General features: G+C 71.3%; 6 protein-coding genes and 1 pseudogene. 5 read left to right on the plus strand and 2 right to left on the minus strand.

The features are described from left to right. Positions 1-827 precede the first annotated feature (827 nt). The 5 genes and pseudogenes from BMW27_RS11370 (at position 828) to BMW27_RS11390 (ending at position 12,177) form a co-directional block, all read left to right on the plus strand. The gene (locus BMW27_RS11370) at positions 828-1,121 is read left to right on the plus strand and encodes a hypothetical protein (protein WP_091443887.1); all 294 of its coding nucleotides are present in this window, start codon (positions 828-830) and stop codon (positions 1,119-1,121) included. Positions 1,122-1,125: 4 nt separating this feature from the next. Further along, entirely contained in the window at positions 1,126-4,092 is a 2,967-nt protein-coding gene (locus BMW27_RS11375) for a hypothetical protein (RefSeq protein WP_091443890.1), read from the plus strand. 236 nt (positions 4,093-4,328) lie between these two features. Then, positions 4,329-4,899 (plus strand): annotated as a pseudogene (locus BMW27_RS11380) (IS5/IS1182 family transposase); the annotation flags it as partial. A gap of 93 nt (positions 4,900-4,992) precedes the next feature. Beyond that, the gene (locus BMW27_RS11385; RefSeq protein ID WP_091443894.1) at positions 4,993-7,902 is read left to right on the plus strand and encodes a hypothetical protein; all 2,910 of its coding nucleotides are present in this window, start codon (positions 4,993-4,995) and stop codon (positions 7,900-7,902) included. Between the two features lie 186 nt (positions 7,903-8,088). Further along, positions 8,089-12,177, plus strand: coding sequence for a hypothetical protein (locus BMW27_RS11390; RefSeq protein ID WP_139206883.1), 4,089 nt, complete (start codon positions 8,089-8,091; stop codon positions 12,175-12,177). A 151-nt stretch (positions 12,178-12,328) separates the two neighbouring features. Here BMW27_RS11390 and BMW27_RS24330 read toward each other — a convergent pair whose 3' ends face one another. Further along, positions 12,329-12,454 carry a hypothetical protein gene (locus BMW27_RS24330; protein WP_281244751.1) on the minus strand — a complete coding sequence of 42 codons (126 nt, stop codon included), beginning with the start codon at positions 12,452-12,454 and terminating at the stop codon, positions 12,329-12,331. A 494-nt stretch (positions 12,455-12,948) separates the two neighbouring features. Next, positions 12,949-15,177, minus strand: coding sequence for a WD40 repeat domain-containing protein (locus BMW27_RS11395; protein ID WP_139206884.1), 2,229 nt, complete (start codon positions 15,175-15,177; stop codon positions 12,949-12,951). Positions 15,178-15,367: the final 190 nt, after the last annotated feature.

Consider the following 15,367-nt stretch of genomic DNA (forward strand, 5'->3'; position numbering starts at 1 on the left):
CTTGACGACGCTGCCCGCGCTGGCTACAAGGACCCATGGAACCGGTCTCGTTAATCGTGGCCGTGTTGACTGCCGGTGCGACGGCCGCACTCCAGGAGACGGCGGGTGGTGCGATCAAGGACGGCTACAAGGCGCCCAAGGCGCTCCCGCGGCGGCGGTTGACGGGTGGTCCGGCGGGTGAGGCCGTGCTCGAGGAGGTCGAGTGGGCGCCGGAGGCCGACACGACCGCGTTGAAGGAGCGCCTCGCGGCCACGGACGCTGAGGCCGACCAAGAACTCTTGCGCGTGGCCCGTGAGCCGTTCGAGCGCGTCAACCCCGAGGGCGCGCGGGTCGGTAAGTACAACGTGACGATCACCGGAGGCAAAGGTGCGGTCGTGGGCGACCGCGTGACGGTGACGAGAACTTCGACGAACGGTGATCCCTCCTGGCGAACGCCGCCGCCAACCGCCTCTATCTCCCGCAGGCACTGCCGCCCGGCGTGTTCTTCGTCCTCATCACCCGGGAGCAGGCCGACTACTGGCTCGACGTTGACGACCAGGAGCCGACCTGGATCCGCGAGGACGGCCCGGCCAACCGGGCGGACGTCGCCCGCTACGTCGGCGACTTCGTCGACCGGAACGCCGACGCCATGACGTCGCGTCTTGCGGAGTGGCGGGTGGACCGGGAGTCGTTCGTGGACAACATCGTTGAGCTGTCCGAGGGCAACATCCTGTACCTGGTGCACGTCTTCCCCGACATCGCGCGGGGACGGCTGGCGCCGGACCCCGGGGAAGATCGACACGCCTCCCCGCTGGCTGACCAGCTACTACCAGTGCCACCGGCGCGACATGAGAAACGCCGACTCGGAGCACTTTGCGACCGTCCAGCGACCTGCTGCGTGTTTCCTCGCCATCAGCCGCGAGCCGGTGTCGGGCGACCAGCTCGCGACCTGGACCTGGCTGAATCTCGAGGCGGTCCTGGCCGTCGTCAGGGAATGGCGCGAGTTGTTGGACGAGCGCAACCATCGCTACCGCATCTCTCACCGGAGCTCCGCGGAGTTCCTCGACGCGCAGGAGAGCCTGCGCCATTGCCACGAGCAGGTCGCCCGGACGGCGTCGGCCAAGATCCCCGGGGTCCTGTAGCCCGATGACGACCACAAACCCGTTCGCCGCCCTCGACGACTACGAGCTCGCTCACCTCGTCGAGCACCTACGCGCGGTCGGCGACGACCGGGCCCTGCACCGCCTCCTCCGGATGAGCACTGCCGACGGCGCGAACGGCTGGTACGCCGAGAAGGAGGGGCGCGAGGGCATCGGCGGCTACCTCGACGACGTGGCCATCGCGCGCGACGTCGCCGCGACCGCGACGACCACCGCCCTGCAACGGAACATGCCCGCCACCGCCATGGCCGACGAGCTGCGTTACGCGCTCGTGGTGTCCTCCATCAACAGCATCTCGCGTGTGCTCCCGCCGACCCTGCTGGCTGCCCTCGTCCGTGTCGGGCACTGGCCGATCACGCAGGCCATGCGCTACGCCGACCAGCAACCTTTCGCCCCGCTGCGCGCCGAGGCGTTCGCCAGGCTCGCCGAGCACACCACCGACCAGCAGCGGCTCAGATGCCTGCACGCCGCGCTGAACGCTGCCCGGGCGATTCGAGCGCGACCGGACTGGCGGCTGCGCGCCCTGGGTCAAATCGCGTTCCGGGCCCCGTCACCGCTGCGGGCCGACGTGGTGCGCGAGGGCCTGGCCGTGCTGCGCGACATCGGCCAGGTCGAGATCGACGAGAACACGGCCACCTTCCTGCAGGCCGTCCCCGACGAGCTGTGGCCTGAGGTCGAATTCCAGCTGACCGTGCTGCCGCTCACCCTCACTGGGCCGGTCCGGCCGGGCGAATCCCTGACCGGCGGCCGGCCCGACCCGTGGACCTTCGGGGTGCGTAGCTTCTGCCCGCTTATCACCCGGTTCGGCGAGCCGCTGTTCCGCTCCGTCGTCGAGGCGGCCCGCGCCGAGGCCGAACCGGTGCTGCGCGGGCTGCTACTGGCGGCGTGCGCCGACCGGCAACCTGCGCTGCTGGCCGAGGCTCGCCAGGCCGCCGACCCGATCTGGCAGGCCGACGTCCGGGCCGAGCTGGACGTCGCGGTCGCCACCCACCTCGACCCGGCGTCGCGTCGAGAGCTGCTCGATGACGCGGTGCAGCGGGGGCGCGCCGAGTCGTACCCTCCCACCCGGGCCAGGATGCTGCTGGCGCTGGCTCCGGCGGTACCCGAGCCGCAGCAGAGTGCGTTGCTCGCCGAGACGCTCGCGGCGTGCCGGCTTGTGGACGACGGCAGCGCACGGTCGTACCTGTTCCGGCTGCTGCTGCCCCTGCTCCCCGACGAGGCGGCGGCCGAGCTGGTCACGGACACGGACCGGCTGGGCGATGGCCCGGAGTGGGGCCGCGTGGTCAGTGCACTGGCGCCACGGCTGGCTCCCTCCGCCCTGCTGCACCTGCTCGGCCGCGTGCAGCGCATCGACGATGACAAAGCGGTCATCAGTGCGCTGCTGAAACTGGCCGCACAGCTCGAGCCGGAGGCCCGGACCTCGCTTGTGCAGCGACTGCTCGACCTGATGCCGGCCCAGTCCGATGCAATCTCGTCGAGCTACTGGACGACGATGGCGGGACAGCTCTCGCTGGGGGAGTTCGCCTCGGCCGTGACGGCCGCAGGCCGGATGACGCACGGCGACCGCCGGTCGTCCGCGCTGCGCGCGCTGGCCGAGCAGGCCACTGACGACGCTCGTCTCGCCGCCGTTGCCGCAGTCGGTGACATTGCCGTGCACGTCACCGCGCTGCGAAGCCGCGCCGCGGCCCACCCCGACCCAGGCCGGCGGGACGCACTCCTGCGCCACGCCGTGGCGATCGCGCTCACCCTGGACGACCTCCAGGAGCGCCTCCGTGCCGCGGTGGCGGTGTTCACCTCGGGCAGGCGGGACCCGGACGCAGCACATGCGCTGGTGGCGGCGGTGCGGGCGAGCGACTGGACACCCGCGGCCAAGGCGGACGGCATCGCGTCACTGGTGGGCTTCCTGCCGGAGGGCGAGCGAGTGGCCGCCGCCGCCGATGTGCTCGGCCGGATCAAGGCCATCCAGGACGAGCAACGCCCCATGATCGAGCGACTCGCCCCGCTGCTCCGCCCCCTGCAGTACATCCGGGACGAGTACCACCCTGGAACTGCCCTGCGCGCGGTCTACGCACATCTCGGCCCGGACCAGTGGCCGCTGACCCTGGAGATCATCGGCGGGATCCGGGACATGTACGAGCGATCGTCGGCATTGAGCGAATTCGCGAGGAACGCACCGGACGTCGTCAGCCTTGAGACCGGATACTTCGGCGTCGCCGCTGGGCTCCGGACGTTGCGAGACTGGGCGTCTGCACACTTCGCGGGCATCCAGTTCACGCGCGACGACGACCTGCGGAGGCGGATCGTCGACTTCCTGTTCGCGCAGGTCTCGTCGTTCCCGGTGGACCGGGCGGGCGGCCACGACATCGACTTCTTGACCGGGCTCGCGGGTCACCTCGACAGGGCCCGGCTGGATGCCGTGATCACGGTTGCGACAAAGATCGCTGACGGGTTTTTCCGTGATCGCGCGCTCAGCTCTCTCGTGCAGCACCTCCCTCCGTCCGAGGCGGTGGCGGCGGCCGTGGCCATTCAGACGCCGCTCTGGCGAGCCCGCGCCCTGATCCCGCTGCTGCACAGGCCGCTGTCGTCGGCGGACCGTGCGACGGCTCTAGCAGCGCTTATCGAGCTCGGTCCGAACACGGACCTGTTGCCTGTCGTCGACCAGCTGCCTCCGGATCAGCGAGTGGTCGTGCTGCAGGCGGCGGCACGCACCGCGATCAACGGCCAGGGATCCAGCAGCATGAGCAGTCAGGTCGCCGAGTTCGTCGCGACGGCCCCCGCCAAGCAGCTGCACGCGGTGTGGTCGGACGCGGTGCCGGGACTCGGCGCGCGGTCCCGCGGCGTCCTGCTTAACAACCTGGAATGGCCGTGTCGGTTCGTCGCGCGGCTCGGTGGCTCCGCGGCGGTCCGGGCCGTCGCCGACGCCGTTCTGGACGTCCGCCTCTGGTGGCCCTGACCTACGCGCTTCGTTCACGTTGATCCGACGACATGGCAGGCCGCAGCACCCCCTGCTCGTCGACATCTGGTGCCCCGCCCATTGGTCCTGCACAGGACAACACCGCGGCGCGCAAAGGCAGGGGCATCGACCGTGATGGGTGTGGGGTGCGGCCCGAACGTGCATGATTCCAGTGATTGGATGAGCGCATTAGCGCCTTCCTCCCCGAATCTGTCGAAGCTTCCCCGCCGGCATACTCCGGCGCCGCCGAGGCGATCGCGGCGCACTGCAGCGGGCACGACTACGACGATCCGGGCAAGCCGGCGATCGCCTGGGACGACCCGGCCGCCCGCGCGGCGGTGGTGGCCGCGCTGGTCGGCGACGCCTTTCGGGTGCTTGGGCACCTGCTCGAGCAGCAGCTGGGGCCGCCGGCGGCCGAGGTGGTGGCGCTGCTGGCCCTGGTCGCCGGGCAGGATGTGGAGCCGGCCGCCGGCAGCGACGGCCGGTGGAAGATAGCCCGCACGGTCACCCCGACCGGGTCAGCACGGGGTTCGATTCCGAGGCGCGGCGCGCGCACAGAACCGTCGGCGCGGCGATGACGGGTTCAGCGCGCACGTGGTTGGCGAACCGGACACCTGGCTGATCACCGAACCCGGCTCACCGCCGCCGCGGGCCGGCCAACAGCGACGCCAGCATCGGAATCGGGTTGCTAGCCGACGATCCCATGGCGGACGGACCGGTGGAGCCCCCGGCGATTCGGCCTACGGCATCGGCGAGGCGCTGGTGGCCGCCGGCCACATCGCGGTGATCAAGCCCCGTTCGCTGCGCCGTTGCGGTCATGCCGATCAAGGGCCGCCACTGGTTGTAGTTCAGGTCTGGACCTGGACAGCATGACGCTTCACCCTCGCGGGAGGTCACGCCATGCACGACGTCCACGACCCGTTGGGTGGATTGCACGGCTACGACCTGCGGAACCTGATCTTTCACCTGCTCCAGGCCGGCCGACGTGACGAGGTGGACGGCCTGTTGCGTCTTGAGGTGAAGGACAAGAACGCCTGGCACGAGGCGCGGATGCGGCAGGGGGACGTGGGTGGGTTCGCCGCGGATATACAGCTTGTCGTCGCGTCCGTCCGGCCCGACGGAACCGAGGTCGGCCTCGTTCGGAGCGGCCGCTATGCGCTCGTTGCCGCGTCGATCCGCGGCCTCGCGGACAGTATGCCGTCGGCGCTTCGGGCCGCCCTGGTACGGGAGGGCATCTGGACGTTCGCACGCGCGCTCGCCGACGCCCGCCAGGCGGCGACCCCAGAGGCCATCGCCGCCCTCGTCCCGTACGCAGATGGCGGGGGGAGGCCCGGGCTTCTGAAGGAGTTGCTGGCGCTGATCTCCGCGGGCGATGCGTCGGCGTTCGTCTCATCACTGGCGACGCTCGAACGTCTGAACATCGCGCGAAGCGTCGTGATGGACGAGTTGGGTGACCTCCTCCGGGAGGCCTGGGTGACGTTGAAACATCAGGAAGCGGAGCGACCCAAGGCGATCGAACGCATGGCCGCGTACCTGACGGATGACCTGCTGGCCGAGGCGATCGCGGCCGCGACCGGCGCGGCTGATCCGGCCCCACTCATGTGCCTTGCCGCATACCACGACGATCTCGGCCCCGCCGCCGAGAAGCGGGTCACCGATGTGCAGCGTGCAGAGCTGCGCGAGGCGACCCGCGACAATCCTCCGCTCCGGCCCGGCGAGCGGTTGGCAGGGATGGCCCGGACCTTGCGACCGGGGGTGGTCGCCGAGGCGGTGGCGATCGCGGAGTGCCTGGACGCGGGTCGGCGGGCGGAGCCGCTCGCCGCGTTGGCCGGCCGGCTGACCGGCGACAAGCGGGACAGGGTGATCGCAGACGCGCTCGCCGACCTCGACCACATGTCCATGCCGGGCTGGCGGACGACGCCGTTGCTCACTCTGGCCCCGCTGATTCCCGTACCGGAGCGCGGGGCGATCCTGCGTCGCGCGCTCGACGCGGCGCTGCACCGTGGCGGTGAGCCCAGAGCGTTCGCTCTGCAGAAGCTTACGAAGCTCGTCGCGGCGCCGGCCGCGAGCACAGAGCTTCAGCAACAAGTTTTGGATGCGGTGCTGACCCTCACCTCGATGCGGGCGGACGCCCGGAGCCGGCTTCCCGGCTGCCTGCGTTCGCTAGCCGAAGTCGTCGTCGTCGACCTGCTCGACGCAGTGGTTGACGCGGCGCGCGAGCACGGCGAAGACGAACTGCCACTGATACTCGCCATCGCGGGCTACCGCCGCGGCGAACACGCACTGACCGCCGAGGCGGTCTCCACCGGGCGGGACCTGTGGGATCCCAAGACTGCGCAACGCGCGGCGGAGGTGCTCCCCCCGGGCGCGTTGTCAGACGCGGCTGACCTCCTCACCCGGATCGACGACGCAAAGGCGCAAGCCAGAACTCTCGCCGCACTCGCCCGCACCATGGACGGGGACGCGAGGGATGCGGCGGCGATGACGGTTGTCGAGATCACTCGCAACATGCACCAGTACGACCTCGTGCACCCCTGGCTGATTGCCGCCCTCGCGCCGGCCATGCCAGACCTGCCGTTCGACGAGCTTGTCCACTTGTTTGACCCGGCCTCACGCTACGAATGGGCGGCCGCCGTGGTCGCCGAGGGCGTAGCGCCCTATCTGCCCCACCACCGGCACGCCGAGGCACTCCGACGAGTGTCGACGGTCAATGAACACGCCTACCGGGCGAGGGCCTTGGTCGCGCTCGCCCGATGTGGTCCCGCCGCCCTTCGCCCGCGCATTCAGCGGGACGCCGTCGCCGCGTGTACACAAATCACCAGCGGGCTCGAGGCCGCCGAAGTGGTGATCGGGCTCGGCTCGGACATCACCCCGGATCTGGCCCGGCGCGTGGCGACCATGGCTCGGCGTTCGCCCAATGAGTACGCGGCGGCGTTCGCCGTGGCCGCGTGTACCCAGCGGTTGCCCGTCCCCGAACGCCGCCGGCTGGTGCTGGAGCGGTTCGAGGCGCTTCGCGCCTCGGAGCCGGACACTCGGGTGCACGCCCTGCAACGTGTCGTTCCGTACGCCCTGCCGGAGGAGCGGGACCTGCTCCTGGCGGAAGCGCTCGACGCCGTCGAGCACTACCGGAGCCCCGGGTACCGACGAGCACGGCCGGAGCCGTGGGAGCTCAGCCTCGAACTCGCCGGCTTCGCGCCGATCCTGCCCGAGGAACTCGTACGACGGGTCTTCGGCGATCTTCCCCGGGCGCTCACGCACACCGATCACGCTGTCCGGTCATTGTGCGCGCTCGCCGCACACCTGCCGGCCGATCTCGTGCCCGGAGCCTTGGCCTTCATCGATCAGCGTCTGGTCGGCATCGGGGGTGAGTTCGACGCTAGGGCCATGGAGGCGCTGGCTCCGCGACTGGCCGGGGCGCTCGCGCACGAGGCGACGCAGGTCGCGTTCAGGATCGAGATGCCGCGCAGCCGTGGTCGCGCCCTCGCCGCAATTGCCACCCAGCTCTCCGACGACGACGCGGCTCCACTGCTGCGGGAAGCGGTGCAGTCGCTCGGCGGAAGTGCCGAGCACCTGCTCCCCGTCGCCCGGCAGTTCGCTTCGCTACCGGCGCCAGCGCGGATGGGCATTCAACAGGCAGCGCTGGATGCCGACCTTGAGGACCTGGCCTTCTCGTCCTCTTATGCGCGACGGAAGCTACTCAGCCGGGGGATCCTGCTCGGCACGATCGAGGGGCTCGCGTCGTCGTTTTCCCCTTCGGTCGCGGCTGGTCTGGTCGTCGCGGTACGTGACTCCACGAAGTGGTGGCCGTGACGGTGGAACGCTCCGTGGACTCCCGGACCCGGATCCGAGTGCGCAATCCGCTCGCGTGGCGCACCCACTCCGAGGCTGGAGACCGTGCGGTCACCTCATCTCGACCCAGCGGACCGGGTTTCTGCCTCGCGTGCTCGCCACCGAAGCGGGCGGGACCCCCACCAACGCGTGGTTCGAGGTGTTGGAGTGACCCCGTCAGGTGGACACCTCGTTGCGTGTCAAATCGATGTTCGGGGTGTAGCTGCCTTCGCGTTCCCACCTGTCGACTTCCACCAGGTCGCTCCGGTCCGCTGGCGTACGCGCGGCAAGCCGTCCAGGTCATCCGGATGGCAGCAGGTGCTCACGCGGCAAGGGCCCCATGTAGCTGCGGCATGCCCCGATACTGGCTCGGTGGCTCATGCCGGCACCAGCCTGGTGGCGCTCAACGGGTACGAGCGGAACCACCTCGTGTCGCACCTCGTCGGCTCCGGCCTGGTCGAGGAGCTGCACCGCTTGCTGTGGCTCAGCGACCAGACGCCCGACGGCACGCCGGTCAACGCCTGGTATGTGGCGCGGGAGTCCACCGGAGAGTTGGCCGCGTACCTCGACGACATCCGGCTCGCCAGTGCCGTGGCCGAGCGGGAAATCCACCGCCAACTCGCGGCCGGGGCGCCGGCAACCGCTCTAGTCACGTTCCACCGGTACACGCTCGTCACGGCGACGGTCAACAGTTCCGCCGACAACATCGCGCCTGGGTTGCTGTCGGCCGCAGTCGACGGCGGAGTCTGGCCGTCCGCACAGGCACTGGCGTACGCGCGGCGAGTGCCGGAGGCCCCGTCCCGCGCGGAGGCGCTCGCCGCGGTGCTACGAGCCGGCGTGCCGGGCTTCGACGCGCTCGCCGAGGAGGCGGTCGCCACCGTGCGGGCGGTAGCGCACCACCTCCACCGGACCCGTGCGGCCGCGGCCGTGCTCCGGGCGCTCGACGACGACCGGCGGGCGGCTCTGCTGGCGGAAACGCTCGACCTCGTGGGCGCGGTCACTGACGAGCACTGGCGGGCGACCGACCTCATTGCGCTCGCGCCGGCGCTGTCGCCCGACGAGGTGCCGGAGGCCTGGGCGCTGGCCGAAGGCATCGCCTCCCCGGACACGGTCGCGCCGGTGCTGGCCGCGCTCATCGACCGGATGCCCGACCCGTTCGTGGCAGCGGTGCTGGCCCAGACGCCGGATATCGACGAACAAGCGCGGGCGTTCGCCTCTCGGCCGGTGGCCGCGTCACTGGACGGCCGCGAACTGCTCGACGCCCTGTGGTGCGGTGTGGACGGCTGGCGCATCAGGGTGTTGGCACGTCTGGCCGCTCCGATCAGCCCGTCGCTGCTGCAGTGTGCACTGCCGGTTGTGCATGCGATCGAGGATCCGGTGACGCGGTCCTGGACGCTGTCGTCGCTGGTGCCGCACCTAAGCGGCGACGCTCAGCGGGAGCAGGTGGCGGCGCTGCTCGCGCTCGCCGAGGAGCGCCCCGACGATCCCGAGGTCGTCGCCGCTGTCGCCGGGATCGAGGCGCACCTGTCGACGGACGAGCGCAACCGGGCGTTCGTCACCGCCGCCGGGGCGGCAACGTCGCTGGTCGGCCTTCGGACCCGAGCGATCCTGGCCGCCCGCATCCATGAACCGATGCGGGAGCAGGTGTTTACCGACCTGACCCGCATCATCGTCGAGGGAGCCGACGACGAGGACTTCGCCGCCGCGGTGCTCGACGAGGTGGCCCCGTACGTCCCTGCGCCGTATGGGGCCCTGCTGATCGGGGCGGCGCGGCGATTGCGGGCGCCGGCCGCGTCGGCCCGTGGGCTCCGCGCGGTCGTCCCGCTCGCGGCCGCCGACGAGCGCGACGATCTGCTCCGTGCCGCGCTGGCCGCGGCGTACGCGATCACCGACGAGAACCGTCGCGCCGAGGAACTGGAGGCGCTGGCGCCGTTCCTGCCGCCCGAGTTGACGGTGGAGGCCGAGGCCGCCGCGCACCACTTCAACACGGACCTGCTGAGGTACAGGGTGCAGACGGCGCTCTGGCCACACCTTCCGCGCGGGACGCGGGGTCGGGACTTCGTCGACTCCTTCGCCGACCAGGCATCGGCCGGTCCTTCGCCGGCCAGCGTCGACATCCTCCGTGCCGCGATGCTCACACCCGTGCTGCCCGCACCAGTCGTCGTGGACCTGTTGGGATCGACCGCGAGCTTCGAGGATCCCGACGAGCGCGTCGCCGCATTGACCGCGCTGCTGCCGCACGCCGTCGCCGCGAACGTGTCGCCTCCCGCCGCGCTGGTCGAGGACGTGATCCGATACGCGCTGACCATCACCGACCCCGGCCGACGTGCCATCACGCTGGGGCGGCTTGCCCGCTGGCTACCCGAGTCCCTGAACCGTCCATTGTGGACGATGGCGGTCGCCGACGCCGGGACGGTCGCCGGTTCGGCGAATCCTGACGAGGACGAGGGGACGCGGCGCCGGGTGTTGGTGACCGTGGCGGCCGCGGCACCGGGCGACGTCTGCGAGGCGTTGGCCGCGACCACGCGTCGCCTTCCCACCGATGCCGACCGCAGCCGCTGGATGCCCGACCACATAGCCGGACCCGGGCAGTTCGCCACGACCCTGTCACCGTCGTGGGGTGAACGGGCGGCCGTCCTGGCGGCGCTGGCCGACCGGTGCCCCGTCATCGGGCTCGCCCGCCTGATCACCGCGGCCGAGTACGTCGGCGACGTGTACCCGCAGGCCGTTGCGCTGACCGCGCTGAGCGCGCTGCTTCCGCCTGACAGCGCCAGCTCGCTCGACAACGACGTCCTGCGGTTGGTCGGCGCCGGTGAGGATGAGCACGCCCGCGCGTACCTGCTGCCGTCGTTGGTGAAGGACGGTCAGCGGGTGTCGGCCGTCGACGTGCTGGCCGAGGTCGTCCGGATCCGGGACGCGTCGCTGCGCGCGACAGCCCTGGCCGACCTGGCGCCGCACGTCGACGAGGCGACACGGGCGAAAATCGCCGCGGAGATCGGGTCGTTGCCCGACCGCGGCTGGCGGGCCTATGCCCACGCCCGGTCCGGGCTGCCGCTGAGCGACGACACGCTCGCCGAGACGAGCCGCCACCTGTGGGACATCCACGGCGACATCAGGCAGCCGTCGGCGCTCGAGGCTCTCGCCCCGCGCCTGCCTGATCCGTTGATGCGCGAGGCGGTCGCGCGCGCGCTGGCGCTGCCCGACCCGCGGTCGGCGATGTTCGTCGTGCAACACCTGGCGGTGGGGATGAGCGACGCGGTGCTCGAGCGCACCTACCGCGACGCGGCGGCATCTGGTGACGAGGCGCATCTGGTCGGGGTGACGGCGGCGCTCGCCGCCCGGCTGCCGGCGCGGCTCCTCGGGCCGGCGGTCGAGGTGCTGATCGACGCGCCGGAGGACGCCCGGGAGGACGCCCGCCGCGGCCTGCGTGACCTCGCCCCGCGACTGGCCGGGGACGTGCGCCGGCGGGCGCTGACGCGGGCCGCGGCGACCGCCCCGCCGGCCTGGAGGGCGGAGGCGATGGTCGCTCTCGTGCCGGGCCTCAGCGAGCCGGACCTCACCTCGTGGTACCAACGGGCCTTTGAGGCCACGACCGCCCTGCCCGCGGACTGGAACCGCGACGAGATCCTGTCGACCCTGCTCGCGGTCGTCCCGCCCGACCTGCACCGCGACGGCGTCGCGGCGGCGGCCACCATCGGCAACCCGCTGAAGCGCTTCCTGGCTGTCGCCCGGCTCGCCACGGTTCTGCCGGATTCCGAGCGCCGGGCCGTCCTCGACGGTCTGTGGCGCGACGTCGGCGACCTGGATCTCTCAATGCGGGGCTGGGTGCTCAGTACGGTCGACCCCTACCTTCCACCCGACCGGCGCGGCCCGGCTCGGCACATCATGCTCGACGCGGCCCGGGCCGTGGCCGCCGACCACGACCGCGAGTTCGCCGTCACTCGGTGCGTCGACGCGGACCCCGCCACGCTCGACGGCGACGTGGCACTCGGCCTGGCGGCGGTCGCACAGTCGATCGGCGACCCCAGCCACCGCCATCCCGCGCTGGCCGCCTGCGCGCCGGCACTGGCCCGCCACGCCACGGCGCTGGCCGAGCCGGTGTGGGAGGCGGTCCGCACGCGGAGCCCCGACCGTCGCCGCGCGGAAGTGCTCGGCGACCTGGCCGCGACCGCGCCGGTGCTGGCGACACTGGGCGGCGAGGGGTTCGCCGCCGCCCTGGCGGCCGCGATCCTCGACGTGGTGCGGTGGTGGCCCTGACCCGGCGCGGCCACCCCCGGTGGGTCGCTCCAGATGAGTGAACGGCGTCTGCCCTCGTGGTTGATGTATGCAGGCCCGTGGCTCTTCTCTCGATGCTCAAGGCACGACAGAGATCAAGGAGTCACGGGCCGCCCCCGTTCAGGCACGCGGATCATCCGCCCGGCCAACATCGAAGAGCCGGGAAGTTGGGGACCCGCGAGTCGGCCAGGCCGCCGGGGACGTCGAAGGGCCGGGTGCAGGACAACGCCTCGCGCAGGCGGACGATGCTGTAGATCACCCGGTCGCGCTCCGCGTGCACGATTTGGGCGAGGCCTCGGGGGTGTCTGATGGCTCAGATCTTGAAGGCTTCAGTGGAGCCGGGAGAGCGTCGTGGCCTTGAAGCGAACGTTCACCGTGACGTTGGGCGCGGCCATGCGTCGGGGGAACACTACGGGCTCGTTCAGATGAACCAGGGGACGGCAGCGCTGCGCCTCGACGCCGGACGGACACGGTCCTGAGCACCGGACCCAGCGCCGGGTCGTGTTACGGCGTCGACTTCGACACGAACAGCGGATTTCCAGTCAAGCGGCGGAGTCGGAGGCCGAAGGCGGACAGATCACCGCATGGGTGATTCTTGGCCTCCAGTCATGCGTTGAGGCCGTCGGACGTCCCCCACGCGAGCATCCGGTAGATGTCGTCCGGGCGCCCGGCGCCCGTGAGGTGCTCAACCGGAAATCTCAAGGCGTGGCCGGAGTCGGCGTCAAGCGGCCGACGCCCCGTCGCCGCCGGCGGTCACCGGCGTGCCACAAGACGGTAGGCGGCGAGATGGCCGACCCGGTCGCCGGCCACGATCGTGCGGCCGTCGAGGGCGAAGGTTAGGCATTCAACACCGTCGGCTACCGCGAAGGCGCAGAGCTGCTGCCGCCGCAGAACCGACCACATGCGAATGGTGCGGTCGCTCGCCGCCGAGGCGATCAGATCACCGCCCGTGACAGCGATGGCGGTGACGAAACCCGTGTGTCCGAGGAGCTCGGCAACGACCCGGCCGCGGCGCAGCTCGAGCAGGCGCAACGTTCCGTCGGCATATCCGGCGACCGCCGTCCGCCCGGTCGGCAGGACGCTAACGTGGGTGACCCACTTGTCGTGCTCGATCGACCACTTCGTCCCGGCCGGCTCCCACAGGGTCACCGCGCCGTCCCACGAACCGGAGAGAATTCGCTGCCCTCGCGGAGTAAAGGTTAACGCGGACACCGTCTGTCGGTGCTCACCGAGCCGGCGCAGCAGCCGCCCGCTGCGCCGGGCGTACAGCGAGATCCGGTCGCTCCAGTCGGCCGCGGCGAGAAGTGTGCCGTCCCCGGAGACGGCGACCTTGACGAACGGCTCCTCGTCCTCGATTACGGCCGTCCCGTCCCCGCCTTCGAGACCCCAGATCCGCAGTGTGGCGTCGCGGCCGGCGGTGACGGCGAACCGGCCGTCCGGGGTGAGAGCGAGCGTATCGGCGCCGCGGGTATGTCGGCCAAGGCGGAGCGGCGAAGCGGCATCGTTGGTGGAAAGTCGCCAGACAGACCCGTCGTACGAGGTGGCGATCACTGCGCGGCCGTCCGGCGTGATCGCGACCTGGACGAGGTCCCGTCCGGGCAGACGTCGTCGGGCCGACGTCCGTCCGGCTACGGGGTCGAATAGGCGTAGCGTGCGGTCCGGACCCACTGCAGCGACCCGTGCACCGTCGCCCGCTGCCGCGACGGCGCGTACCCCGCGCGCGGTCGGCTTCGGCTCGCCCGCTGCCCGGTCGGTCCGCCAGAGCCGGATGGTCCCGTCGGCCGAGCCCGCGGCGCAGGTACTGCTCCATGGCGCGGTGGCCAGCGCGAGCACCCAGTTGGGGTGACGACCGAGCAGTCTCGGAACACGATCGCGGAGATCCCACACGAGCACGGTCCCGTCATAGGACGCGGTGACGACCTCGTGCGGGCGCCCCGTCACCGCGATGGCCCGGATCTGGTTGTGATGCCCGCGCAGCGGCTTCGCACCACGGCCGTGTTCCTCGGGGAAGAGGTACAGCATCCCGTCCTTGCCGCCGGCGACGACTGTTCCGTCGGGCAGGGCTGCCACGGCGTGGAGTCGCGTTGGTATCGGGACGAGTTCCTGGCGCCGGACGCCGTTCGCGGCGTCGACGATCCGCACCGCTCCGGACCGGGAGCCGCAGAGCAGGGATCCGTCGGGCGCGAGGGCGAGGGCGTGGATCGCGTCGTCGGACACCGCAGCCACCCACCGGATAGAGAGCGTGATTGCGTTGAGGGCAGTGACGCGGCCGTCGACGTGACCGACGAAGGCCGTGTCGTGACCGGTCGGCTGCAGGAACGCGGACGCCGGCGGAACTCTGGTGCGTCCCAGGATGAGACCGCGGCGTTCGTCCCACCGTATGACGGTGCCGTCGTCCGCACTCGCGACCGCGGTGCCGTCGCCGAGCGAGCCGACACCGGTGATCGATGCCGGAAGGGTCAGGGCCGAGCCGACGACGACTCCTGATGCCGCATCCCAAGCGGTGACAGTCCCGGCGCGGTCGCCCGAAAGCACGCGACCGTCCGGGCTAAGCCCCACTGCGTCGACGAACAGTCCCCGAGTGGCGATCGTCTGCACCAGCGCCGGAGGTGCAGCCAGTGCGCCGGCCTCCAGCGGACAAAGCCACGCCAAGGCGTCGAACGCTGACAGCTGGTCGGCCAGATCGGGATGCACTTCGGCGGCGTGGAGACGGGCCACGAGCTGGGCGGGCAGTTGTCCAGGATCGTCGCGGAGGACATGAGCGGCGTCGCGCAGGGCGTCGGCCGTCCGCGACAGTCGGCCGTCGACTCCGTCGACGGCGGCGAAGTCGGCCAGCAGCGGGTCGATCCCGATCCGCACCACATGATCGACGAGCACGTCGAGGCGCGTGAGGACGGTGGCGGCGAGCGGTTGCCGCCCGAGCGTGACCAGGTGGGTGACCAGGTGTCGCAGCTCGTAGTCGGTGAGGCGCGTAAGGTTCACGGGCTGATCCGTCACGGGAACGATGGGCCAGGGCTGCTGAGCGTACGCAGAGCGACGTATGACCGACGATGAGGAGCCTCGGGGGCGCGGTCGTTGGCGGACCTGGTGTTATCTCCGGCGTCACCGCCAATCCCTTTGACCGACGAGGCCTGCCCGAATCCAGCCGTTGCGCCGTTCCGGCTACCGGTGA

The sequence above is a fragment of the Geodermatophilus poikilotrophus genome, assembly GCF_900111455.1.
GTDB lineage: Bacteria > Actinomycetota > Actinomycetes > Mycobacteriales > Geodermatophilaceae > Geodermatophilus > Geodermatophilus poikilotrophus.